This window comes from Aeromonas bivalvium, assembly GCF_046078285.1.
GTDB classification, from domain to species: domain Bacteria; phylum Pseudomonadota; class Gammaproteobacteria; order Enterobacterales; family Aeromonadaceae; genus Aeromonas; species Aeromonas bivalvium.
This window is the reverse complement of record NZ_JBGXBV010000003.1, coordinates 239,003-261,322: the sequence shown is the minus strand read 5'-3', so window position 1 is coordinate 261,322 and position 22,320 is coordinate 239,003. Positions and strand designations below refer to the sequence as shown.

Sequence of the window (22,320 nt, the reverse complement as noted above, 5' to 3'; positions counted from 1 at the left end):
TATAGGACTCAGTCTAGAGAGGGATGTGAGTAATGAAAAATCGTTTCTTACAGCCAAAAACAACGATAAAACCGAATCCACCATCCTCTATGGCTGATGATCGACCGCCATCGGATGGAGAAGACTCCCTTCCCAGTAACGAAATGGGAATAAAAAATACTATAGGGCAAATAAACAGGAATGAAAAAGGCGCCCGCAGGCGCCTCTGGCTCAGATGGCGACGGGCGCCTTGATGCCTGGATGAGGGTCATAGCCCTGGATCTCGAAATCCTCGAACCTGTAGTCGAAGATGGAGTCCGGCTTGCGCTTGATCACCAAGGTCGGCAGCGGGCGCGGCTCGCGGGAGAGCTGCAGGGCCGTCTGTTCCATGTGGTTGGAGTAGAGGTGCACATCACCACCGGTCCAGACAAAGTCTCCCACCGCCAGATCGCACTGCTGGGCCATCATGTGGGTCAGCAGGGCGTAGCTGGCGATGTTGAACGGCAGACCGAGGAATACGTCGCAGCTGCGCTGATAGAGCTGGCAGGAGAGCTTGCCATCCGCCACATAGAACTGGAAGAAGGCGTGACAAGGAGCCAGCGCCATCTTGTCCAGCTCCCCCACGTTCCAGGCAGAGACGATGATGCGGCGCGAATCCGGGTTGTGCTTGATGTCGTCCACCGCCTTCTGGATCTGGTCGATGACGGAGCCGTCGGCCGCCGGCCAGGAACGCCACTGGGCACCGTAAACCGGGCCCAGATCGCCGTGCTCATCTGCCCACTCATCCCAGATGCTGACGCCATGCTCCTTCAGATAGGCGGTATTGGTGTCGCCATTGAGGAACCAGAGCAGCTCGTGAATGATAGAACGCAGGTGGCACTTCTTGGTGGTCACCAGCGGGAAACCTTCCGCCAGGTTGAAGCGCATCTGATGGCCGAACAGGGAGACGGTGCCCGTGCCGGTACGGTCAGACTTGACGGTGCCCTCATCCAGGATTTTCTGCATCAGGTCGAGATAAGCCTTCATGACTTTGCCTCCCAGGTCACATCACCACAGGCTCTCACGCCCCTGCAGGCCAGAGTCTTCTGCACAAGACCGAGATAACCCCTCATGACTTTGCCTCCTTTGCCGCGTTGCCGAACAGTTGTGGACGCTTGTAGGCAAGCCAGATCATCAGGGCGCCGATGATGATCATCGGGGTAGAGAGGATCTGCCCCATGCTGATCTCCTGGAAATAGAGGCCGAGCTGGGCATCCGGCTGGCGCACAAACTCCACCAGGAAGCGGAACAGGCCGTAACAGAGCAGGAACATGCCTGAAATGGCGCCACGGGGCGGGTTCTTGCGCCAGAACAGATTCAGGATGATGAAGAGCACCACTCCTTCCAGGGCGAACTGATAGAGCTGGGAAGGATGACGAGGCTCAGGGCCCGCCTCGGGGAAGATGATGGCCCAGGGCACATCGGTCACCCGGCCCCACAGCTCGCCATTCATGAAGTTGCCGAGCCGACCCACGCCGAGGCCAAACGGAATGAGGGGCGCCACAAAGTCCGCGACCGTGAAAAAATGCCGCTTGGTCTTGTGAGCAAACCAGATCATGGCGGTGATGACCCCGATCAGGCCACCGTGGAACGACATGCCACCGGTCCAGATCTTGAACAGATAGAGGGGATCGGCCAGGAAGAGATCGAAGTTGTAGAAGAGCACATAACCGAACCGCCCCCCCAGGATCACCCCGAGGAAGCCGTAGAACAGCAGGTCGGAGACCTCATTGCGGGTCCAGCCGCTGTTCGGCGCATCGGCACGTCGACCCGCCAGCCACATGGCGAAGGCAAAACCGAACAGGTACATGAGACCGTACCAGCGTACCGATAGTGGCCCCAGGCTGAAGGCGACGGGATCTATCTGCGAGAAAACCCAATATCCATCGTGCTGCATAAGCGTCTCAGTCAAACGAAAAGCCGCATTTTGCGATCATTCGCGACAGGGGACAAGGTTTGATGTTAATCGGATCAGGGCTTGTGACCGGCACGCAGCAGACCACCCAAACCATGCTCTTCCAGATAACGGGCAAACAGGCCGCGCAATACGTGGGGGTTGTCATGCTTGAGCCCCTCCGCCAGCAAGTCAGTCAGCTCGCTCAGCCTGGCATGGCGCAGCACATATTTGATGCGGGCAATGTTATTGGTGTTCATGCTGAAGCGGCGATAGCCCATGGCCATCAGCAGCAGCACGCCGACCGGATCGCCGGCCAGCTCACCACAGACGGAGACCGGCTTCTGGTAACGCCGGGAGGCATCGACCAGCAGTTGCAGCGCGCGGATGACCGCAGGATGGAAGGCATCGTAGATGTTGGCGACCCGGGCATTGTTGCGATCCACGGCCAGCAGGTACTGGGTCAGGTCATTGCTGCCCACCGACCAGAAGTCGATGAGGGGCGCCATCTCCGGCAATATGTAGAGCGCGGAGGGGACCTCTATCATGGCCCCCAGGCTGGGATAGTTGATGGTGACGCCCCGCACGGCCGCCTCTTCCGAGACCTCATGCCAGGCCTGATCCAGCAGGCGACGGGAGGCCTTGATCTCCCCCACGCTGCTGATCATCGGCAGCATGATGGTGAGATTGTCCAACCCCTCGCTGGCACGCAGCATGGCCTTGAGCTGCACCAGGAAGAGTTCGGGGTGATCCAGGGTGAGCCGGATCCCCCGCCAGCCAAGGAAGGGATTTTCCTCCACGATGGGGAAATAGGGGAGCGGCTTGTCCCCCCCCACGTCCAGGGTACGCATGCAGACGGGGCGATCGCGATAGGTCTCGAGAATGCCGCGATAGCGGGCGGTCTGCTCCAGCTCCGAGGGGAAGCTGTCTTGCAGCATGAAGGGGATCTCGGTGCGATAGAGCCCCACGCCATCCGCCAGCTGACTGAGGGAGATCTCGGTATCGGCACTGAGGCCTGCGTTGAGCAGCAGCGACACCTTGACACCGTCAGCCGTCTCGGAGGGTTGATTGTCGACCGAGCGCACCAGGGTATCCAGCGCCCGCTCCTCGTCGAGCAACTGGCGGTACTCGGCCTGCAGCAGCGCGCTGGGCTCGATGAAGAGATCGCCGCTGTAGCCGTCCAGGATCAGCTGCCGTCCGCCGATGTCCCCCAGGGGCAACTCCACCCCCATGATGGCAGCGATGCCCATGGCGCGGGCCAGGATGGCGGCATGGGAGTTGGTCCCCCCCTTGAGGGAAACCACACCACTGAGAAACTCGCGGGGGACCTCGGCCAGTATGGTGGCCGTCACCTCGTCCGCCACCAGGACCACGGGTTCCCCTATGGTGAAATGTTCGGGTTCATTTTGCACCAGCCGACTGATGAGCCGCTGGGCTATGTCCTTCACATCGGTGGATCGCTCCTGCAGGTAGGGATCCTTCATCCCCTTGAACTGGTCGATCAGCCGATCACTGACCAGCTTGACCGCTGAGACCGCGGTCCAGTGCTCCTTGCTCACCTTGTTGCGGATGGGCCGGATATAGCCGGGATCATTGAGCAGGTGCAGATAGATGTCGAAGATGGCGACCGAGTCCTGGCTGTAACTCTCGCGAAATCGCAACGCCAGGCTCTCCAGATCGTGGCGCACCTCCTCCACCGCCTCCTCGAGGCGAGCCAGCTGGGCATGGTGATCCTCATCCTTGCGCGGGACTATGGAGCCCAGCTCCTTGCGCGGTCGCCATACCCAGGCCCTGGCGATGGCAATGCCGCTTGCCCCGGCGATGCCGCGCAGCGGCTTGCTCCAGTCGGTCTTCTGCAGCCAGCCCTTGGTCTGGGCATGGGCGAGACGGGCGGCCAGCTGGGCCGCCAGGGTGACCAGGAAGGACTCCTCCCCCTCATCGAAACGACGGCTCTCCTTCTGCTGCACCACCAGGATGCCAACCACCTGACGCTGATGCATGATGGGGGCGCCGAGGAAGGAGCGAAACGCCTCCTCGGCCACATCGGGCAGGAACTTGAAACTGGGGTGGGAGGGGGCATCGGCCAGGTTGATCAGCTCTTCCCGCTGACCGATCAGGCCGACGATGCCCTGCTCGAATGGCAAGGTGGTCTTGCCGACGGCAGATTGCGCCAGACCGTCGGTGGCAGCCAGTCGATAGCAGCGCGCCTCGGGCTCGGAGACGTAAACGGAGCAGCAGGAAACCTGCATGGCGAGCCGGGTCTGGCCCACCAATGCTTCCAGTGCCTGCTCGAGGGTATTGGCCTGGGCCATGCTCTCGACGATGCGTCTCAATTCCGTCAGCAAATGCTCTGCTCCTTAGCGAGAGCGGTGGCGCCGCCCTTCCCTCTTGTTGCTTGCCTGCTGCACCACCGGCATGGCCAGCGGGGCAAACTCCTTCATCACCCGGCGATACACCTCCCGCTTGAAAGAGACCACCTGGCGAACCGGATACCAGAAGCTGACCCAGCGCCAGTCATCGAACTCAGGATGACCATAACAGCCAAATTGAATGTGCGACTCTTTCCCTGGATTCAGCTGCAGCAGAAACCATTTCTGTTTTTGGCCAATACAGACCGGTGAACTGTCCCATCGGACAAGTCGTTTGGGTAAGCGGTACTTGAGCCAGTTACGGCTGATAGCCAGTATGGTCACATCGTCGGGCTTGAGGCCAATCTCCTCATAGAGTTCCCGATACATGGCCTGCTCTGGTGTTTCACCCTCATCCACTCCCCCCTGGGGAAACTGCCAGGAGTGTTGTCCATAGCGCTTAGCCCACAGAACTTGTCCTTCGCGGTTACAGATCACGATGCCGACATTGGGACGAAACCCGTCACCATCTATCACGTGATCACCTTATAAAGGCTGAATCTATAAAGAGATTGTTCCACATTCACCCCTTGGCGGCAAACTGCGGTTGTCGATCACCAACCATGAATAACTTTCGATTTCAACCCAAGTTATAAACAAACAAAGGGATCCTTTCTGGCAAGTTGCTCACCCGTTCTGTGCATAACACTGTGGGCAAGCAGGTATACGGCTGAATATCAGCAACCATGAGTATAAATATGCTGGCATATATCAATGAAGATGAAAATCATTAAATAGATTTAAAACAATGAATTAGCATCAAGACACTGGATCAAGATCCATGCTTTATCCGCAGCGGGATCCCGGATCCTGATTGTGAACAAGTTCCGGCGCTCAAAGATCCACCAAGGGCAATTTATCCACAAGCCTTGCCTCCTTTCTCATCAGGATCCGGGCCGAAAAAGCGGATGGATCACATTTTTTTTCTCCATCCACGGCAATGGCTGCCATCCTTGATCAGTTATCCAAGTTTTCTGTGGATAACTGTGTGCAACAAGCAGGACAAACCCTTGGACAAGTTCTCCCCCCAAGGATCCCGAGCGGAACAAAGCCGGACTTTTCTATCAAAACCATTTAAAATCATAGTCATAAGCAAAGAATGCCCTTGCCAGGGTATTCGTCTGCCCCGCCATCTGGACTGGTCATAAAAACGACAGCAACCGGTTTGGGGACAGTTCCCGACGTTTCATCCACAGGAGGATCCTATGCCCCATCCCCCCCAGTCAGAGCAGGAGTTGCTGGATCGTGCTCATGCCATCGCCGGCTTTACTCTGGCCCAGCTGGCGACCGACGCCGGGATCCCTGTGCCGCGGGACCTGCGCCGGGACAAGGGCTGGGTCGGCCAGCTGATCGAATGGCATCTGGGCGCCAGTGCCGGCAGCAGGCCGGAGCAGGACTTCCCCGAGCTCGGGATAGAGCTCAAGACGATCCCGGTGGATCCCAGAGGCAAGCCCCTGGAAACCACCTTTGTCTGCGTGGCACCGCTGATCGGGATCAGTGGCCAGCGCTGGGAGGAGTCCAATGTACGCAACAAGCTGTCGCGGGTGCTCTGGATCCCGGTGGAGGGGAGTCGGGAGATCCCCGTTGGCGAACGCAGGGTCGGCATGCCGCTGATGTGGCGCCCGAGCGAGGAGGAGGATGCCTTGCTGCGCCAGGATTGGGAGGAGCTGATGGACATGATAGTGCTGGGTGAGGTGGAACAGATCAGTGCCCGTCATGGCCAGGTGATGCAGCTGCGCCCCAAGGCCGCCAACAACAAGGCTCTGACCCGGGCCATCGGTCGCGCCGGGCAGCCCATCATGACGCTGCCACGGGGCTTCTATCTCAAGATCCCCTTCACCCATGCCCTGCTGATGCGTCACTTTGCCCTGCCCAAATGAGGCTTTATCTATCTCCCTGCCATAAATTGGTATAAAAATAACCAATCTGGTTTCTTCGTAGCCAATGACAAGGAGGCGTCATGCCTATCAACAAGCAGTTCCTCAAGTCCCGTCCGGAAGTCAAAGTCACCTTCGAGGTGGAGAAAGCCGCCGCAGAGGGGGCCGAGCAGGTACTACTGCTGGGGGAGTTCAACCAGTGGCAGCCGATCGCGCTCAAGCGCATGAAAAGCGGTGAGTTCAAGGCGACTCTCAACCTGCCCACCGACGGCCCCAGCCATTTCGAGTATTGCTATCGGCTGATCCAGCCCGATGGCGAGTGCCGTTACGACAATGACTGGGCGGCGGACGGCTATGTCCCGGGCCCGTTCGGACGGGACAACTCGGTGGTCAGGGTCAATCCCTAGCCTGGAAGCGGACATAAAAAAGGCTCGCCATTGGCGAGCCTTTTCACTATCCGTCGATAAATCGACACCAATTCGAGTCGAATTAGTTGAGCTTCTCTTTGATACGAGCAGCTTTGCCGGACAGGTTGCGCAGGTAGTACAGTTTGGCGCGGCGAACATCACCACGACGCTTCAGTTCTACACTGTGGATCAGCGGAGAGTGAGTCTGGAATACACGCTCAACACCTTCGCCGTTGGAGATCTTGCGAACGGTGAAAGCAGAGTGCAGACCGCGGTTACGCTTGGCAATCACGATGCCTTCGAAAGCCTGCAGACGCTCTTTACCACCTTCTTTAACACGCACTTGAACACGTACGGTGTCGCCCTGGGCGAAAGCCGGGATGTCGGTACGCAGTTGCTCTTGTTCAAGCTGCTGAATAATCTTGCTCATTGTCTTTCCTTACCTAGGATAAACTGAAAACTCTACTAAACGCTGTCACGCACTTCGCGGACATACTCGGCAAGAAGTGATTCTTGCTCGTCAGTCAGAGCTAGGTTGTTAATAAGTTCCGGCCTACGTTGCCAGGTTCGTCCGAGCGATTGCTTGAGCCGCCAGCGTCGAATCACTTCGTGATTGCCGCTTGTCAGCGCCTCCGGCACCGCCAATCCATCCAACAGCTCAGGTCGAGTGTAGTGGGGATGATCCAGCAGGCCATCCGTGAAGGAGTCCTGCTCCGCACTGGCCTGATCGCCCAATACCCCGGGTACCAGACGCGAAACCGCGTCGATCAGGGTCATGGCAGGCAACTCGCCACCACTTAGCACGTAATCGCCGATAGACCACTCTTCGTCGACCTCGGTTTGTATCACGCGCTCGTCGATACCTTCGTATCGACCGGCAATCAGGATCAGCTTTCGATCCTGCGCCAACTCGGTCACGCCCGCCTGTGTCAGCTTGCGTCCCTGAGGAGAGAGATAGATGACTTTCGCCCCGTCTCCCGCCGCTTGTTTGGCCGCATGAATCGCATCACGCAGCGGCTGAACCATCATTAACATGCCGGGCCCACCACCATATGGACGATCATCGACCGTACGGTGCTTGTCGTGGGTAAAGTCCCGGGGGTTCCAGCACTCAATCTGCAGCAGGCCACTCTTGACGGCCCGACCCGTTACCCCGTGCTCGGTAATGGCTCGGAACATTTCCGGGAAGAGGCTAATCACCCCAATCCACATAAGAAACCTCCGGCACACCGCGGGAAACTAGAAACCAGGATCCCAATCAACTTCGATTGTGCGAGCAGTCAGATCAATATGCTTGATCACCTGCTCTTCCAGGAACGGAATCAACCGCTCCTTTGCGCCAAAGGCATCTTTTACATTGGCCTCAACCACCAACACATCGTTGGAGCCGGTTTCCATCAATTCGGTCACCTTGCCAAGGTCGTATCCCTTGGTGGTCAATACGGTGCAACCAATCAGGTCGCGCCAGTAGAACTCACCCTCGGGCAGACTCGGCAACTGATCGGCGTGAACGCCAATCTCGACATTGGTCAATGCCAGGGCATCCTCGCGCACATCGATACCATCGAGCTTGCAGATCAGACCCTTGTTGTGACGCTTCCAGGATGAAACCTGAAGTTCACGCCACACCCCGTTCTGATTGATCAGCCAGGGTTTGTAATCGAAAATCGCTTCGGCAACATCGGTGAAGGAGTTCACTTTCAGCCAGCCCTTGATGCCGTATACGGTACCCAGGGTGCCCAGAACTATAGGTTTATCCACCTTAACTCCCTACCGTTTAACTGATTAAGCCGCTTTGGCAGCGTCTTTGATCAGCTTGGCAACGCGGTCAGAAACAGCGGCACCAGTACCAACCCAATGCTCGATGCGAGCCAGGTCCAGGTTCAGCTTCTCAGCGGAACCAGAAGCAACCGGGTTGAAGAAACCGACGCGCTCGATGAAACGACCGTCACGGGCGTTACGGCTGTCAGCAACTACTACCTGGTAGAACGGACGCTTTTTCGCGCCACCACGTTGTAAACGAATGGTTACCATATCGTCCTCATTAACATCTAATGAACAAGGCCCGCAAACACGCGGACCCTAGCTTAAAATAAGCCGCATAATTCTACTTGAATTCATGCTGATTGCAACCGAGCCAGCCAATTTTTGCACAGGCGGCAGACAAAAGAGGCTCCCTTCTGGGGAGCCTCTGTCGCCATGGCAGGCAGGGTCGTTTAGAAGGGGCCGCGACCACCACCGCCGAAGCCCGGTGGCAGCATGTTTTTCATCTGACCCATCATCTTGCGCATGCCGCCCTTGCCCGACATCTTCTTCATCATGCGCTGCATCTCGGTGAACTGCTTGAGCAGCTTGTTGACGTCCTGCACCTGCATGCCGGAGCCTGCGGCGATGCGGCGCTTGCGGGAGCCCTTGATGAGATCGGGGTGCGCGCGCTCCTTCGGGGTCATGGAGCTGATGATGGCCTCCATGCGCACGGTGAGCTTGTCATCCATCTGATCTTTCACGTTGTCAGGCAGGCCGGACATGCCAGGCAGCTTGTCGAGCATGCCCATCATGCCGCCCATGTTGCGCATCTGGACCAGCTGCTCGCGAAAATCTTCCAGGTCGAAGCCCTTGCCGCTCTTGACCTTGCTGGCCAGCTTGGCCGCCTTCTCCTTGTCGACGTTTCGCTCCACCTCTTCGATAAGGGACAGCACGTCCCCCATGCCGAGGATGCGTGACGCCAGGCGATCCGGGTGGAATGGCTCCAGGGCGTCGGTCTTCTCCCCCATGCCGATGAACTTGACCGGCTTGCCTGTGATATGGCGCACCGACAGGGCGGCACCGCCACGGGCATCGCCGTCGGCCTTGGTGAGGATGACGCCGGTGAGCGGCAGCGCCTCGTTGAATGCCTTGGCGGTATTGGCCGCATCCTGACCCGTCATGGCATCCACCACGAACAGGGTCTCCACCGGCTTGATGGCGGCGTGCAGATCCTGGATCTCCGCCATCATCTCGCCATCGACGTGCAGACGACCTGCGGTATCGACGATCACCACGTCATAGAACTTCTTGCGCGCCTGATCGATGGCTGCGGTGGCGATGGCGATCGGCTTCTGGCTGGCATCGCTCGGGAAGAAGTCGACGCCGATGTCGCCGGCCAGGGTCTCCAGCTGCTTGATCGCCGCGGGGCGATAGACGTCGGCACTGACCACCAGCACCTTCTTCTTGCTGCGCTCCTTGAGCAGCTTGGCCAGCTTGCCGACCGTGGTGGTCTTACCGGCACCCTGCAGGCCGGCCATCAAGATGATGGCCGGCGGCTGGGCTGCCAGGTTGAGCTGCTCGTTGGCCTCCCCCATCACGGTGACGAGTTCGCCGTGCACTATCTTGATGAAGGCCTGGCCCGGGCTCAGGGACTTGGCCACTTCCTGGCCGACGGCGCGTTCCTTGACGCGGGCCACGAAGTCACGCACCACGGGCAGCGCCACGTCCGCCTCAAGCAGCGCCATGCGCACCTCGCGCAGGGTCTCCTTGATGTTATCTTCGGTCAGCCGCCCACGGCCACTGACGTTGCGCAGGGTGCGCGAGAGTCGTTCTGTCAAATTCTCAAACATGACGCTTTCCGGTTCTTGGCGTAATAAATGGCGGCATTATACCTCAGCCATCGCCTGAGGACGATTATTCGCCGCATCGGCTGCGGCGCCCTGCTCCCTATATATGGGCAGATTGCGAATTGCACAACTGGCGAGCACCTCGGGTGCAGGGTATACTGCCTCTCTTGTTCATCTAACTGCTTGTTCGACAACGACCTGGTTATGATCGTGATCTCTGTTCTGGCCCTGGCGTTTTATCTGCTGGCCATCATCGCCTCCCTGCACCTGTTGCTGAGCGCCAAGCCAACCGGACAGCACAAGTTGTTTGCCTGCGTCGCGTTCGCCCTGGTCGCTCACGCCATCACCCTGGGTGCCGAGGTAATGCAGACCCAGTCCGGCCAGAATCTCAGCATGTTGAACGTGGCCTCTCTGGTGAGCCTCATCATCAGCACCTTCATGACCTGCGCCGCGCGCCGTTTCAACGGCTGGATCCTGCTGCCGGTGGTCTATGGGTTTTCCGCGCTGCTGCTCACCGCCAGTGCGCTGATCCCGAGCCGCTACATCACCCATCTGGAGGCCCATCCCCAGCTGCTGCTGCACATAGGTCTGGCCCTGATGGCCTATTCGGTGCTGATGATTGCCTGCCTGTTCGCCCTGCAACTCGCCTGCCTGGACCGCCAGCTAAAGTCTCGCAAGATCAGCCAGCTGCCCGCGATGCCGCCCCTGATGACGGTGGAGAAGCGACTGTTCCAGCTCATCTCCGCCGGCCTGTTCCTGCTGACGCTCTCCATCGCCTCCGGCCTCTTCTTCCTGGAAGACATGTTTGCCCAGGGCAAGTCCCACAAGGCGGTGCTCTCCATTCTCGCCTGGTGCGTCTACGCATTTCTGCTCTGGGGTCATCATGCCAGAGGCTGGCGCGGTCGCCGCGTCATCACCCTGAGCCTGATAGGCTCGGCCATCTTGACCCTGGCCTATTTTGGCAGCCGCTTCGTCAAAGAAGTGCTGCTGAGCTGATATCTCACCCCCCTTCATTCATTATTTAGCCCCAACAGGAGCCCTTCTTGGACAGCATATCAACGAGTACGTTACTGATTGTTCTCGTTATTCTGATCTTCCTTTCCGCGTTCTTCTCGAGCTCCGAAACCGGCCTGATGTCGCTCAACCGCTACAAGTTGCGTCATCTCGCCCAGACCAAGCACAAGGCCGCCCGCCGGGTAGAACGCCTGCTGGCCCGCCCGGATCGCCTCATCGGCCTCATCCTCATCGGCAACAACCTGGTCAACATACTGGCATCGGCCATCGCCACCATCGTCTGCATTCGGCTGTTCGGCGACATAGGGGTGGCCGTGGCCACCTTCGGTCTGACCATAGTGGTGCTCATCTTCGGCGAGGTCACCCCCAAGACACTGGCCGCCATGTACCCGGAGAAGATCGCCTACCCCGCCTCCTGGATCCTCAAGGGATTGATGGTGCCCCTCTACCCCTTCGTCTGGCTGATCAACGGCATCACCAGCAGCCTGCTCAAGCTGCTCAAGATCACGCCCAAGCAGGGGGACTCCCTCAACACCGAGGAGCTGCGCACCATAGTCAACGAGGCGGGCAGCATGATCCCCCAGCGCCATCAGGAGATGCTGCTCAGTATCCTGGATCTGGACAAGATGACGGTGGAAAACATCATGGTGCCGCGCAGCGAGATCTATGCCATCGACATCAATGACGACTGGAAGACCATACTGCGCCAGCTGGTGCATTGCGCCCACACCAAGATCCTGCTCTATCGCGACAACATAGACGACGCGGTCGGCTTCCTGCATGCCCGCGATGCCCTGCGGCTGATGGCCAGGGATCAGTTCAGCAAGTCCAGCCTGCTGCGCGCGGTCAAGGAGCTCTACTTCATCCCCGAGGGGACGCCCCTCAATGTCCAGCTCGCCAAGTTCCAGCGCAACAAGGAGCGGATCGGCCTCATCGTCGACGAGTATGGCGACATCCAGGGTCTGATCACCCTGGACGACATCCTCGAGGAGATAGTCGGCGACTTCACCACCTCCATGACCCCGACCCCGAGCGAAGAGATCCATCCCCAGCCTGACGGCTCCTTCCTGGTCGAGGGCTCGGTCAGCATCCGTGAACTCAACAAGGAGATGAACTGGCATCTGCCGACCGATGGCCCGCGCACCCTCAACGGCGTCATCCTGGAGTACCTGGAGGAGATCCCCCAGCCCAACATCAGCATCCGGCTGGCGGGCTATCCCATCGAGATCCTCGAGGTCGAGCAGAACATGGTGACCATGGCGCGCATCATGCCGCAGTTTTATCGCAGCACGACATCAGACGAGGACGATGACTGATGCCGACCGAGACACCATGACCTCCATGAAGAAGGGCTGCCCACGGGCAGCCCTTCGCGTTGATGGGGCTCGCCTCAGAACTCGTTATCGTCGGCGGGAATGGTGAGGGTCGGGATCAGCTGGCCGAACACCTGTTCCAGCTCGCTCCGGTTAGCCAGCAGGTCTTGCAGGCTGTAACCGTCCATGACGGCCAGGAAGGCATTCATCGCATCCTTCAGCGCCCCCTTGAGCAGGCAGACCGAGATGATGTGGCAGGCGGGCGAGTGGCAGTCGATGCCATCCAGATTGCCTTCCAGCTCGCGGATCACCTGGCCGATGTTGATGGCATCCGGGGCACAGGCCAACCGTATGCCGCCATGCTTGCCGCGCTGGGACTGCAGATAGCCCAGCTTCACCAGCTGGTTGACCACCTTCACCATGTGGTTGCGAGAGACACCGTACAAGGCGGACACCTTGGCAACGCTCGACAATTCCCCCTCCGGCAGGGTCGCCAGATAGATGAGGGCTCTCAATCCAAAATCGGTATAACTTGTCAGTCTCATAGTGCCTGTTTAGCGCAAAGCGAAAGAAGGAGGATTGATCCTCATCAAATAAACATCTAGGATGCCACTTATAAAATGTCATTCTAGATGTCAAATTAAGAGGACCTATGTTAGATCAAGCCACCATCGCCGTCATCAAAAGCACCATTCCCTTGCTCGAGTCGGCGGGCCCTGCGCTCACCCAGCACTTCTATCGACGCATGTTCAGCCACAATCCCGAGCTCAAGGACATCTTCAACCTGGCCCATCAGCACAGTGGCGGCCAGCCCCTGGCCCTGTTCAATGCCGTCGCGGCTTATGCCAGACATATCGACAACCTGGGCGCCCTTGCCGGTGCGGTCGAGCGCATCGCCCACAAGCATACTGGTTTCCTGATCCAGCCGGAACAATATCACATTGTGGGTAGTCATCTGTTGGCCACGCTCAAAGAATTGGGCGGAGAGGCGGTCACCGAAGAGGTCTTGACCGCCTGGGGCAAGGCCTATGGGGTGCTGGCCGACATCTTCATCGGCCGGGAGGGGGAGCTCTATCGGCAGCAGGCCGAGCAGCCCGGTGGCTGGCAGGGCGCCCGCCCCTTCGTCATCACCCACAAGCGGGAAGAGAGCGACATCATCACCTCCTTCGTCCTGGCCCCCGTCGATGGCCAGCCCGTCCCCGACTTTCAGCCTGGTCAGTATCTCAGTCTCAAGCTGACCCACCCCGACCTGACACATCAGGAGATCCGCCAGTATTCCCTGTCCGATGCCCCCAACGGCCGCGACTACCGCATCAGCGTCAAGCGAGAACCAGCGGGCCAGGTCTCCAACCTGCTCCATGACAAGCTGGCGCCCGGTGACGTGCTGGCGGTAATGCCGCCAGCGGGAGACTTCGTGCTGGCCGCCGAGCCCGGCCAGGCCGTGGTGCTGATCTCGGCCGGTGTCGGTCTGACCCCCATGCTCAGCATGCTCAATGGGCTGCTGGCCAAGGGCCATGATGCCGAGATCCGCTGGCTGCACGCCTGCGAGCAGGGAAGCTTGCACGGCTTCAGACAGGATATCCGGGACAAGTGCGATCGCCATGAACGACTGCTGAGCCGGGTATGGTATCGCGTCCCGCAGGATCAGGATCGGCAAGGGGTGGATTATGACTTCAGCGGCACCATGGCACTGACTCAGGTGCGGGAGCTGCTGCCGAGCAATGCGCACTACTACTGCTGCGGCCCCCTCCCCTTCATGGCCAGCATCAAGCGGCAGTTGCTGGCCCTCGGGGTGGGTGACGAGCGCCTGCATTACGAAGTATTTGGTCCCCATCAAGATCTGTAAGGACCGGGTATTCATATCAAGGAGGGGGAAACAGCCTGCACGGCACGGCGGCTGATCTTCCCATAACAGGAGGGCCTCTGCTGCAAGCAGGGGCCCTCTTTCATCAAGGGGCAAACGCCCGCATCAACGCATCGCCTTGGCCCGTGCCACCGCATTGGCTGGCATGCGGGCGGCGAGTCGCGAGAGCAGACTGGCGGCCCGACCATGGAGCGCCTTGTCGCCGATCACGGCACCGTGCAACCACTGATAGGCCTCCTCATAGTCGAGGGGGCTGCCAAGCCCTGCCAGCAGCATCTCCACCCACTCCAGCTGCGCCTTGAGCAGCCCCTGGCTGGCCGCCTCCCGCATCAGGGTCTCCGCCCTCAGCGCATCCTTCTGTACCAGGATCCCCTTCCAGTAGTAGCGACCCAGCTGCTCCAGGGCCGGAGCCAACCCCTGATCCGCCGCCGCCCACAGGTACTTGACCCCCTGCTCGGCATCGGGTTTGACGCACACCCCCCAGGCCAGCATGTCCCCCCACAGGAATTGATAGGAGGGGATCTTCATCACCTTGGCCCGCGCTTCTATATCCTGAGTCAGCTGGCACCTGTCCTGCCTGACCTGCTTGAGGTGACGCCCCTGCTCGATCCAGTCGAGCAGTTCATCCTGCCGATAGAGCGGCACCGCCTGCAGGGGCGCCACCGAGACGGGGGGTAACTTGGCGGCGGGATCCGCCACCTCCACCAGGGTGGCCGTCGCCGCCGAAGTGCCGCTGGCGGGAAGGGGCCACTGGGGCAGAGTCGCTCCGGGAGAAGGCGCACTCGGGGCGGCAGGCAGAGGAGCCGAATCGCCCGCCTTCGCCCCTTCGAGGGCGGTCGCGGGGGCTGAGTCCGGGCGGGAGGCCGCCGCCAGCATGGGCTCGGGCGCGCCGGCCTCCTGCTCGGCCCGGATCGCTCCGGCCCAGAGGCATGCAAAGATAATGAGGGGGATGGCTTTCGTCATGGTGATTCTCCTGCTGCCCTCCTGTATCGGCAGCGGCGCTTCATCCCTTAACTCCGGATGGGCCTGCAAGCCCACAATGACAAAAGGGGAGCCTGGGCTCCCCTTTTCCAACCGACTGGCGGCTTACTTGACGAAGTCGACGCCCAGCTGGATGTCGGCCTTGAGGGTGGCCAGCATGCCATCCATCGCTTCCTGCTCGAACGCGCTCAGCTTGCCGTAGTCCAGTATGGTCTCGACGCCGTCCTTGCCCAGCAGGACGGGCTGTGCGAAGAAGCTGGCGTGCTCGCCATTGCCTTCCACGTAAGCACATTCGATGACGTTGGCTTCGCCCTGCAGACCCTTGATGAGCGACAGGCCGAAACGGCAGGCAGCCTGACCCATGGAGAGGGTGGCAGAACCGCCACCGGCCTTGGCTTCCACCACTTCGGTACCGGCGTTCTGGATCCGCTTGGTCATGGCAGCCACTTCCTCGGCGGAGAAATCGGCACCTTCGATCTGGGACAGCAGCGGCAGAATGGTCACGCCACTGTGGCCGCCGATCACGTTGACACGCACCTTGTCGACGTTCAGACCCTTGGCTTCGGCCACGAAGGTCTCGGCACGGATCACGTCCAGGGTGGTGACGCCGAACAGGCGACGCTTGTCATAGACACCGGCTTTCTTCAGCACTTCGGCGGCGATGGCGACCGTGGTGTTGACCGGGTTGGTGATGATGCCGATCAGTGCTTGCGGGCAGCTGGCGGCACACTTCTCCACCAGGTTCTTGACGATGCCGGCGTTGATGTTGAACAGATCGGAACGATCCATACCAGGCTTGCGCGCCACACCGGCGGAGATCAGCACCACGTCGGCACCGACCAGAGCAGGGCTCGGGTCTTCGCCGCAAAATCCTTTTACTTTCACGTCAGTCGGGATATGGCTCAGGTCGACGGCCACGCCCGGGGTCACGGGGGCAATGTCATACAGGCTCAATTCGGAGCCAGCAGGCAGACGATTCTTCAGCAACAGGGCAAGGGCTTGGCCTATGCCACCGGCGGCACCCAGAACGGCAACTTTCATGATCAACTCCATGTTTAAGCGTAGGTTTAAGGTTGTTTCTTGTTGTGCGCCCAACCTTAATGGATCCCCCCCGAAAAAACAATCTGATAACAGTTGTGACAACAGGTTCTGTGAGCTATGGAACAGCCAGCAGCAAAAGGGAGGGAGAAAAGTGAAAAGTTGGAGGGAAAGCACAGATTTTCTGCGTTTCCCTCCCACCTGGCGGGCCGTTTCGGCCGTTCAGCCCTGAAAGGCCAGCGCCCGCCGTTCGCACCAGCGAAAGCCAATTGTTAACAAACCATTCATGGTGAGGTAGAGGGCACCCGCCACCGTGAACACCGCCAGGGTGTCATAGGTCTGGGCGTTGAGACGCTGGGCCAGCCCCATGATGTCCATGATGGTAATGGTGCTGGCGAGCGAACTCCCCTTGAGCACCAGGATCACCTCGTTGGAGTAGGCGGGTACCAGCCGCCGCGCGGCATGACGCACTTTCATCCACAGGGTCTGTCCCGGCGTGAAACCGAGTGCCCGGCAAGCCTCCACCTCGCCGGCCGGGATGGCATCGAGCGCCCCCTTGAACAGGCGGGTCGAATAGGCGGCGGTATTGAATCCCAGTGCCAGCACGGCGCAGAACCAGGGTTGCTTGAGCATGGGCCAGAGCGGCCCCGATTTAAGCCACTCGAACTGCCCGGGCCCGTAATAGATGAGGAAGATCTGGATGAGCAGCGGCGTGCCGGTGAAGACCAGCACCCAGAGCTGCACCAGTTGGGTCGCCACCGGAATACGCCGCTCCAGCACCCAGGTCATCAGGGCCGCCATGGCAACCCCGAGCAGCAGACTCAAGGCGGTGAGTTGCAAGGTCGTGGCCAATCCCCCCAGCAATGTCATGAGATAGTCCTGCATCATCAAGATCAAGCTCCGTAGCGGCGGGTATAACGGGATGCCTGCTTGAGGCCGAACTCGCTCACCAGGCTGATGACCAGGTAGATGAGAGCCGCTGTGGCATACCAGGTGAAGGGCTGATAGGTGCTGGCCGACGCCATCTGGGCCTGACGCATCATCTCGTTGACCCCGATGAGGGAGACCAGGGCCGTGTCTTTGAGCAGCACCAGCCACTGATTGCCCAATCCCGGCAGGGCGTGGCGCCAGGCCTGGGGCAGGACGATGCGAAAGAAGGTCCGCCCCCGCCCGAGCCCCAGCGCCTGCGCCGCCTGACGCTGACCTGCGGGCACCGCATTGAGGGCCCCCCGCAGCGTCTGGCAGGCATAGCTGGCAAACAGCAGGGAGAGCGCCAGCACGCCACAGGCGAAGGGACTGAACTCCACGTACTCGCCGGTGATGAGAAACAGCACCTGGGTCGAGCCGAAGTAGATGAACAGCACCACCAGCAGCTCGGGCAGGCCGCGCACCAGGGTGGTGAAGGCGGCGACGGGCCAGCCGAGCCAGGGCTTGCCACTGAGCTCGGCGGCGCTGAAGGCCAGCGCCAGCACCATGCCACCGGCCAGGGAGGCCAGCGCCAGCCCCAGGGTCATCCAGGTCGCGTCAAGCAGCAGACTCAACATGGCTTACTGGGCGAAATATTTGTCGAAGATCTGCTGATAGGTGCCGTTGGCCTTGATCTCGGCCAGCCCCTTGTTCAGCTGGGTCAACAGTTCCTTGTTGCCCTTGGCCACGGCGATGCCAAAGCCGGTACCGAAATATTTGGCGTCGGTCACCGGGCTGCCCATCACGGCATACTCCTTGTGCTGCTTGAGCCAGTCGGCGGCCACTGCGGTATCGGCAAACACGGCATCGGTGCGGCCGTTCATCATGTCGAGGAAGGCGCTCTGATAGCTGGCATAAGGCACGGTGAGCAGCCCCTTGCTGACCCAGTTATCCACCAGATAGGACTGGTGAGAACTGCCATTCTGGACACCGACTGTCTTGTCGACCAGGGCTTCCGGCCCCTTGAAGGCATCCTTCTTGGCCACGAATACGGCGGAGTTCTCGTAATAGATGTCGGAGAAATCGACCTGGGCGGCCCGCTCCGGGGTCACATCCATGGCGGCGATGGCCGCATCGAAACGACGGAACTTGAGGCTGGGGATCAGGCTGTCAAAGGCCTGGTTGTGAAAGCTGCACTCCAGCTTGACCTGGGCACAGATGGCGCGAGCCAGATCGATGTCGAATCCCTGAAACTCGTTCTTGTCATCCAGATACTCGAACGGTGCATAGGTTGCCTCGGTGACGAACTTGATCTCCTTGGCCAGGGCGGAGGTGCTCAATACGCCCATGGCCACGGCCAGCAATGCGAACTTTTTCATGTGCTTATCCTTGTCAAAATGAAATGATTCAGTGATTGAGAAACTCGGCAAAACGACGGGTCTGGGGCGAGGCGAAGATCGCGGCGGAGCCTGCCTCCACTATCTGGCCCCGTTCCAGGTAGATCACCTGGCTGGCGACCTTGCGGGCGAAGTCGACTTCATGGGTCACCACCACCTGGGTGATCCCCGTCTCCCCGAGGCCGCGGATGATCTGGGCGACCTCCTTGGTTATCTCGGGATCCAGGGCCGCGGTCGGCTCGTCAAACAACAGGACCTCGGGATCCATCATCAGGGTGCGGGCGATGGCCACCCGCTGCTGCTGGCCGCCGGAGAGCCGGGCAGGCCAGGCATCCAGCTTGTCGGCGAGCTGCAGCTGGGCCAGCAGATAACCGGCCTTGTCGATGGCGGCCTGCTTGCCCATGCCGAGCACCTTGACCGGCGCCTCGATGAGGTTTTCCAGCACGGTCAGATGGGGCCAGAGATTGTACTGCTGGAACACCATGCCCACCTTGCGGCGCAACGCCTGGGCTTCCCGGGCAAATTCCCCCCTGGAGAGGGTCGACGGGAAAGAAAATTCACTCTGGCCGATGCGCAGGGTGCCGGCGTCCGGGGTGTCGAGCAGGTTGAGCATCCGCAGCAGCGAGCTCTTTCCCGCACCGCTGGGCCCCAGCAATACCAAGGTTTCACCGGGATTGGTGCGAAAAGAGACCTGCTGCAGGACGGGCTGCTTGTGCCAGGACTTGTCGATAGCTGTTAATTCAATACCCATACAACCTGATTGAATAAATTTTCAAAATTTCGTCCTGATTTTAATCTCAACAAGGGACGATGCAAGCTAAACTTGCATCGATATGCAGTACAAACCGCAGTTCCTTGCCAAAAAAGGCATATGAATGCAAAATGGCCGGGCTGAAACCAGCTGCCGCCTGCCCTACACAGGCCGCCACCCTCCCTCATTCGTGAGTCCAAGATGAAGCATAACGACAAGCAAGAAAAACTGGCGAAGGCCTTTAAAGCCTTGCTGAAAGAAGAACGATTTGGCTCCCAGGCAGAGATAGTCACCGCCCTGCAAGAGATGGGTTTCGAAAACATCAACCAGTCCAAGGTATCGCGCATGCTGAGCCGCTTCGGCGCCGTTCGCACCCGCAATGCCAAGATGGAGATGGTCTACTGCCTGCCGGTGGAACTGGGCGTGCCCACCACCTCCAGCCCCCTCAAGAACCTGGTACTGGATGTGGACCACAACGGCGCCCTGGTGGTGATCCACACCAGCCCGGGAGCGGCCCAGCTCATCGCCCGCCTGCTCGACTCCCTCGGCAAGGCGGAAGGGATCCTCGGCACCATCGCCGGTGATGACACCATCTTCATCACCCCGACCAGCGACACCGACATCGAAGAGCTCTACCTCTCCGCCCTCGAGCTGTTCGAACAGACCCCCTGAGCGGGTCCCGCCATCAGGGCGGCGCGACCCCAACGCAAGATCCCGGCCTAGGCCGGGATCTTTGTTTTCACGACGGCTCGCCCTGTTCGGCGACGCCTCACTGCCCCTGGCGTTGCAGGAAGTCGGTTGAAGGGGCGAAGAAGGCGGCCCCCGTCACCGCCCTGGTGAAGCGCAGCAGGTGGTCGAAGTGGCCGCTCTCCCCCTTGTACATGCTGGCCAGCATGGCATTGAAGTGCGCCTGGGTGCGGCAGCAGGAGATGAAGTAGAGCCCCTGCTCCTTCATGGTGCCCCAGGGCATGCTCTGGCGCAGTATCTCCATGGATTCACCCTTGGGGGTCTTGAGGTTGACCCGCTTGATGTGGGAGGTCAGCGGCTTGTCGGCAGAGGCGTACTCTATGTTGTCCTGCTTGGTGCGCCCTATGATGTCCTCCTGCTCCTTCAGTGCCAGTCGTTCCCATTCGCTCATGGCATGCACCCAGCGCTGCACATGCAGGTAGGAGCCCCCCGCAAATTCACCGCCATCCACCAGCGCCACCTCGGCCCTGTGTTCACCCTGGGGATTCTCGGTGCCGTCGACGAAACCGGTCAGGTCCCGGCAATCCTGGTTGCGAAAACCGCGCATCTCCTCCGCCAGTTCTACCAGCCCCCCCAGCAGGGCCATCAGCCGCTGGCCGGCATGGTGCAACACGTCGACCCGATCGGCCCGCAGCTGCACGAACAGATCGAAGGGGGTGTGGGGCGCCTGCTGGCCATTGGCCTCCTGGGCCATGAAGCCGCGAAACTGGGGCGGACGCGCCAACGGGTAGAGGCTGTCCCAGGCTTCGGAACCGACCGCCAGCAGGCCGGTGAAGCCTGCGTCGGGAAAATCGGCGCTGACGGACTGCCACAGGGTAGGCACCTTGGCGAGGCGGCGGACCAGCTCGGCGCGGTCACCGACCCGGTTGAACATCAGATAGAGGGCATGCAGGTTAGGCTCTGCGCAGATCCCGGCTTGGGCGTTCATTCATTTCTCCCATGTGTGAGCATCGGTCGATCATAGAGTCGCCCGATTATAAAGCAATGACTGGCTGGATCCTTGACATGGCGCAGGGCCGGTCCCTCATAAGGGGTCGAACAGCACCAGAGGATGAGGCGCCACCTGCACCCGGGCGCGCCCCAGCGTCAGAGGCTCGCTGATGCTGGCCTCCAGGATCAGCCCGTCGCAGGCCAGCTGCACCCGACAGTGATGGCCGAGAAACTGCTGCTCCACCAGGGTCAGCGGCCCCGCCTCGTCCCCCCTGAGCTGCAACTGCTGGGGTCTGAGCATCAGCTGCAGACGGGCGCCAAGGGGGCGGCCATGGGGCTCGCTGCCACGTATGGTACCGATGGCAGTGGTCAGGCTCCATTCGTCCACCACCTCGGCATCCAGATAGTTGACCCCACCGAGGAACTCGGCCACGAAGCGGTTCTCGGGACGGCGATAAAGACGCTCAGGCTCGCCCACCTGCTCGATCTGGCCGGCACGAAACAGCGCCAGCCGATCGGCGAAGGCAAAGGCTTCCTCCTTGCTGTGGCTGACGAAGACGGCTCCTATCCCCTGTCCCTTGAGCAGGGCGCGGATCTCCAGGATGAGCTTCATTCTCACCTGGGTATCGATATTGGAGAAAGGTTCGTCCAGCAGCATCAGCCTGGGCTTGCACACCAGGGCGCGGGCGATGGCGACCCGCTGCTGCTGGCCACCGGAGAGCTGATGGGGATAGCGCTCCCCCAGCCCCTGCAGGTTGACCAGGTTGAGGGAAGCCTCCACCGCCTCGCGGCGCTCGCGCCGGCCGCGTCCCTCCAGGCCAAAGCCGATGTTCTCGGCCACCGTCAGGTGGGGAAAGAGGGCATAGTCCTGGAAGATCATGCCGATGCCCCTGTCCTCCGGCGCCATGGTCACACCGGGGCCATCGAGCAGCCGATCGCCAAGCAGAATGCGACCCTCAGCCAGGGGGATCAGGCCGGCAATGGCCTTGAGCAGCGTGGTCTTGCCGCAGCCGCTCGCTCCCAGCAGGCAGACGATCTCGTTGTCGGCCACCGACAGGGAGAGCTGCTCCAGCACATTGCGCCCGTTGTAACGGCAACTGACGCCCTCAATCTCCAAACAAGACACGACTCATATCCTCTCGTTCCTTGGGGCCGGCTCTGGGCCGGGCCGCCAGATGTAAA

Annotated in this window: 24 protein-coding genes; 6 read left to right on the top strand and 18 right to left on the bottom strand. The window is 60.3% G+C overall.

All coding sequences use genetic code 11. From position 1 onward, the window contains the following. Nucleotides 1-210: 210 nt before the first annotated feature. The 4 genes from thyA to rppH all read right to left on the bottom strand — a co-directional run bounded on the left by thyA (nucleotide 211) and on the right by rppH (nucleotide 4,797). Entirely contained in the window at nucleotides 211-1,005 is a 795-nt protein-coding gene (gene thyA / locus ACEUCR_RS10590; protein WP_041995141.1) for a thymidylate synthase, read from the bottom strand. A gap of 82 nt (nucleotides 1,006-1,087) precedes the next feature. Then, the gene (gene lgt / locus ACEUCR_RS10585; protein WP_392442070.1) at nucleotides 1,088-1,915 is read right to left on the bottom strand and encodes a prolipoprotein diacylglyceryl transferase; all 828 of its coding nucleotides are present in this window, start codon (nucleotides 1,913-1,915) and stop codon (nucleotides 1,088-1,090) included. 74 nt (nucleotides 1,916-1,989) lie between these two features. Continuing rightward, nucleotides 1,990-4,257 carry a phosphoenolpyruvate--protein phosphotransferase gene (ptsP, locus tag ACEUCR_RS10580; protein WP_408789990.1) on the bottom strand — a complete coding sequence of 756 codons (2,268 nt, stop codon included), beginning with the start codon at nucleotides 4,255-4,257 and terminating at the stop codon, nucleotides 1,990-1,992. A 12-nt stretch (nucleotides 4,258-4,269) separates the two neighbouring features. Continuing rightward, a complete protein-coding gene (gene rppH / locus ACEUCR_RS10575) occupies nucleotides 4,270-4,797 on the bottom strand; it encodes an RNA pyrophosphohydrolase (protein WP_084205309.1) in 528 nt (175 codons plus the stop codon). Between the two features lie 728 nt (nucleotides 4,798-5,525). Here rppH and mutH point away from each other — a divergent pair. Further along, nucleotides 5,526-6,200 (top strand): DNA mismatch repair endonuclease MutH, encoded by a 675-nt coding sequence (gene mutH / locus ACEUCR_RS10570; protein ID WP_408773473.1) that lies wholly within the window; start codon nucleotides 5,526-5,528, stop codon nucleotides 6,198-6,200. An 80-nt stretch (nucleotides 6,201-6,280) separates the two neighbouring features. Next, nucleotides 6,281-6,604: an isoamylase early set domain-containing protein gene (locus tag ACEUCR_RS10565; RefSeq protein WP_041995149.1), complete on the top strand. Its 324-nt coding sequence runs from the start codon at nucleotides 6,281-6,283 to the stop codon at nucleotides 6,602-6,604. A gap of 82 nt (nucleotides 6,605-6,686) precedes the next feature. Here the strand turns inward: ACEUCR_RS10565 and rplS are convergent, their stop codons facing one another. The 5 genes from rplS to ffh all read right to left on the bottom strand — a co-directional run bounded on the left by rplS (nucleotide 6,687) and on the right by ffh (nucleotide 10,200). Then, nucleotides 6,687-7,034, bottom strand: coding sequence for a 50S ribosomal protein L19 (gene rplS / locus ACEUCR_RS10560; RefSeq protein ID WP_005313505.1), 348 nt, complete (start codon nucleotides 7,032-7,034; stop codon nucleotides 6,687-6,689). A gap of 35 nt (nucleotides 7,035-7,069) precedes the next feature. Then, the gene (gene trmD / locus ACEUCR_RS10555; protein WP_111874750.1) at nucleotides 7,070-7,816 is read right to left on the bottom strand and encodes a tRNA (guanosine(37)-N1)-methyltransferase TrmD; all 747 of its coding nucleotides are present in this window, start codon (nucleotides 7,814-7,816) and stop codon (nucleotides 7,070-7,072) included. A gap of 27 nt (nucleotides 7,817-7,843) precedes the next feature. Then, nucleotides 7,844-8,365: a ribosome maturation factor RimM gene (gene rimM / locus ACEUCR_RS10550; RefSeq protein ID WP_041995153.1), complete on the bottom strand. Its 522-nt coding sequence runs from the start codon at nucleotides 8,363-8,365 to the stop codon at nucleotides 7,844-7,846. Between the two features lie 24 nt (nucleotides 8,366-8,389). Continuing rightward, nucleotides 8,390-8,638, bottom strand: a complete 249-nt coding sequence (gene rpsP / locus ACEUCR_RS10545; RefSeq protein ID WP_041995155.1) for a 30S ribosomal protein S16 — start codon at nucleotides 8,636-8,638, stop codon at nucleotides 8,390-8,392. 182 nt (nucleotides 8,639-8,820) lie between these two features. Then, on the bottom strand, nucleotides 8,821-10,200 hold the full coding sequence (gene ffh / locus ACEUCR_RS10540) for a signal recognition particle protein (RefSeq protein WP_111874749.1): 1,380 nt from the start codon (nucleotides 10,198-10,200) through the stop codon (nucleotides 8,821-8,823). A gap of 201 nt (nucleotides 10,201-10,401) precedes the next feature. Here ffh and ACEUCR_RS10535 point away from each other — a divergent pair, with 201 nt between their 5' ends. Then, on the top strand, nucleotides 10,402-11,193 hold the full coding sequence (locus ACEUCR_RS10535; protein WP_041995158.1) for a cytochrome C assembly family protein: 792 nt from the start codon (nucleotides 10,402-10,404) through the stop codon (nucleotides 11,191-11,193). A gap of 47 nt (nucleotides 11,194-11,240) precedes the next feature. Further along, on the top strand, nucleotides 11,241-12,527 hold the full coding sequence (locus tag ACEUCR_RS10530; protein ID WP_111874748.1) for an HlyC/CorC family transporter: 1,287 nt from the start codon (nucleotides 11,241-11,243) through the stop codon (nucleotides 12,525-12,527). 74 nt (nucleotides 12,528-12,601) lie between these two features. On the opposite strand, the gene ACEUCR_RS10525 is transcribed toward ACEUCR_RS10530, so the two are convergent. Then, nucleotides 12,602-13,069: an Rrf2 family transcriptional regulator gene (locus tag ACEUCR_RS10525; RefSeq protein WP_041995162.1), complete on the bottom strand. Its 468-nt coding sequence runs from the start codon at nucleotides 13,067-13,069 to the stop codon at nucleotides 12,602-12,604. A 107-nt stretch (nucleotides 13,070-13,176) separates the two neighbouring features. Here ACEUCR_RS10525 and hmpA point away from each other — a divergent pair, with 107 nt between their 5' ends. After that, the gene (gene hmpA, locus ACEUCR_RS10520) at nucleotides 13,177-14,370 is read left to right on the top strand and encodes an NO-inducible flavohemoprotein (RefSeq protein ID WP_392442083.1); all 1,194 of its coding nucleotides are present in this window, start codon (nucleotides 13,177-13,179) and stop codon (nucleotides 14,368-14,370) included. A gap of 123 nt (nucleotides 14,371-14,493) precedes the next feature. On the opposite strand, the gene ACEUCR_RS10515 is transcribed toward hmpA, so the two are convergent. The 6 genes from ACEUCR_RS10515 to ACEUCR_RS10490 all read right to left on the bottom strand — a co-directional run bounded on the left by ACEUCR_RS10515 (nucleotide 14,494) and on the right by ACEUCR_RS10490 (nucleotide 19,461). Then, on the bottom strand, nucleotides 14,494-15,351 hold the full coding sequence (locus tag ACEUCR_RS10515; RefSeq protein WP_392442086.1) for a tetratricopeptide repeat protein: 858 nt from the start codon (nucleotides 15,349-15,351) through the stop codon (nucleotides 14,494-14,496). A 123-nt stretch (nucleotides 15,352-15,474) separates the two neighbouring features. Beyond that, entirely contained in the window at nucleotides 15,475-16,410 is a 936-nt protein-coding gene (mdh, locus tag ACEUCR_RS10510) for a malate dehydrogenase (protein ID WP_041995166.1), read from the bottom strand. A gap of 219 nt (nucleotides 16,411-16,629) precedes the next feature. Further along, on the bottom strand, nucleotides 16,630-17,292 hold the full coding sequence (gene artM / locus ACEUCR_RS10505) for an arginine ABC transporter permease ArtM (RefSeq protein WP_111874776.1): 663 nt from the start codon (nucleotides 17,290-17,292) through the stop codon (nucleotides 16,630-16,632). A gap of 8 nt (nucleotides 17,293-17,300) precedes the next feature. Beyond that, entirely contained in the window at nucleotides 17,301-17,951 is a 651-nt protein-coding gene (gene artQ / locus ACEUCR_RS10500) for an arginine ABC transporter permease ArtQ (RefSeq protein ID WP_041995168.1), read from the bottom strand. Nucleotides 17,952-17,954: 3 nt separating this feature from the next. After that, nucleotides 17,955-18,692: a transporter substrate-binding domain-containing protein gene (locus ACEUCR_RS10495; protein ID WP_111874746.1), complete on the bottom strand. Its 738-nt coding sequence runs from the start codon at nucleotides 18,690-18,692 to the stop codon at nucleotides 17,955-17,957. Between the two features lie 28 nt (nucleotides 18,693-18,720). Further along, nucleotides 18,721-19,461: an ATP-binding cassette domain-containing protein gene (locus tag ACEUCR_RS10490; RefSeq protein ID WP_408789984.1), complete on the bottom strand. Its 741-nt coding sequence runs from the start codon at nucleotides 19,459-19,461 to the stop codon at nucleotides 18,721-18,723. Between the two features lie 201 nt (nucleotides 19,462-19,662). Here ACEUCR_RS10490 and argR point away from each other — a divergent pair, with 201 nt between their 5' ends. Further along, nucleotides 19,663-20,133 (top strand): transcriptional regulator ArgR, encoded by a 471-nt coding sequence (gene argR, locus ACEUCR_RS10485; RefSeq protein WP_005308670.1) that lies wholly within the window; start codon nucleotides 19,663-19,665, stop codon nucleotides 20,131-20,133. A 97-nt stretch (nucleotides 20,134-20,230) separates the two neighbouring features. On the opposite strand, the gene ACEUCR_RS10480 is transcribed toward argR, so the two are convergent. Both ACEUCR_RS10480 and ACEUCR_RS10475 read right to left on the bottom strand, forming a co-directional pair. Further along, a complete protein-coding gene (locus tag ACEUCR_RS10480; RefSeq protein ID WP_111874744.1) occupies nucleotides 20,231-21,136 on the bottom strand; it encodes a Dyp-type peroxidase in 906 nt (301 codons plus the stop codon). 96 nt (nucleotides 21,137-21,232) lie between these two features. Continuing rightward, nucleotides 21,233-22,264 carry an ABC transporter ATP-binding protein gene (locus ACEUCR_RS10475; RefSeq protein WP_408789981.1) on the bottom strand — a complete coding sequence of 344 codons (1,032 nt, stop codon included), beginning with the start codon at nucleotides 22,262-22,264 and terminating at the stop codon, nucleotides 21,233-21,235. Nucleotides 22,265-22,320: the final 56 nt, after the last annotated feature.

What these genes read in the sequence shown, in the direction of transcription:
- thyA (WP_041995141.1), bottom strand. Translation starts at nt 1,005, where the DNA reads ATGAAGGCTTATCTCGACCTGATGCAGAAAATCCTGGATGAGGGCACC.
- mdh (WP_041995166.1), bottom strand. Translation starts at nt 16,410, where the DNA reads ATGAAAGTTGCCGTTCTGGGTGCCGCCGGTGGCATAGGCCAAGCCCTT.
- ACEUCR_RS10565 (WP_041995149.1), top strand. Translation starts at nt 6,281, where the DNA reads ATGCCTATCAACAAGCAGTTCCTCAAGTCCCGTCCGGAAGTCAAAGTC.
- trmD (WP_111874750.1), bottom strand. Translation starts at nt 7,816, where the DNA reads ATGTGGATTGGGGTGATTAGCCTCTTCCCGGAAATGTTCCGAGCCATT.
- ACEUCR_RS10525 (WP_041995162.1), bottom strand. Translation starts at nt 13,069, where the DNA reads ATGAGACTGACAAGTTATACCGATTTTGGATTGAGAGCCCTCATCTAT.
- ffh (WP_111874749.1), bottom strand. Translation starts at nt 10,200, where the DNA reads ATGTTTGAGAATTTGACAGAACGACTCTCGCGCACCCTGCGCAACGTC.
- ACEUCR_RS10515 (WP_392442086.1), bottom strand. Translation starts at nt 15,351, where the DNA reads ATGACGAAAGCCATCCCCCTCATTATCTTTGCATGCCTCTGGGCCGGA.
- artM (WP_111874776.1), bottom strand. Translation starts at nt 17,292, where the DNA reads ATGCAGGACTATCTCATGACATTGCTGGGGGGATTGGCCACGACCTTG.
- ACEUCR_RS10490 (WP_408789984.1), bottom strand. Translation starts at nt 19,461, where the DNA reads ATGGGTATTGAATTAACAGCTATCGACAAGTCCTGGCACAAGCAGCCC.
- ACEUCR_RS10535 (WP_041995158.1), top strand. Translation starts at nt 10,402, where the DNA reads ATGATCGTGATCTCTGTTCTGGCCCTGGCGTTTTATCTGCTGGCCATC.
- argR (WP_005308670.1), top strand. Translation starts at nt 19,663, where the DNA reads ATGAAGCATAACGACAAGCAAGAAAAACTGGCGAAGGCCTTTAAAGCC.
- rpsP (WP_041995155.1), bottom strand. Translation starts at nt 8,638, where the DNA reads ATGGTAACCATTCGTTTACAACGTGGTGGCGCGAAAAAGCGTCCGTTC.
- hmpA (WP_392442083.1), top strand. Translation starts at nt 13,177, where the DNA reads ATGTTAGATCAAGCCACCATCGCCGTCATCAAAAGCACCATTCCCTTG.
- mutH (WP_408773473.1), top strand. Translation starts at nt 5,526, where the DNA reads ATGCCCCATCCCCCCCAGTCAGAGCAGGAGTTGCTGGATCGTGCTCAT.
- artQ (WP_041995168.1), bottom strand. Translation starts at nt 17,951, where the DNA reads ATGTTGAGTCTGCTGCTTGACGCGACCTGGATGACCCTGGGGCTGGCG.
- ACEUCR_RS10480 (WP_111874744.1), bottom strand. Translation starts at nt 21,136, where the DNA reads ATGAACGCCCAAGCCGGGATCTGCGCAGAGCCTAACCTGCATGCCCTC.
- lgt (WP_392442070.1), bottom strand. Translation starts at nt 1,915, where the DNA reads ATGCAGCACGATGGATATTGGGTTTTCTCGCAGATAGATCCCGTCGCC.
- rplS (WP_005313505.1), bottom strand. Translation starts at nt 7,034, where the DNA reads ATGAGCAAGATTATTCAGCAGCTTGAACAAGAGCAACTGCGTACCGAC.
- ACEUCR_RS10495 (WP_111874746.1), bottom strand. Translation starts at nt 18,692, where the DNA reads ATGAAAAAGTTCGCATTGCTGGCCGTGGCCATGGGCGTATTGAGCACC.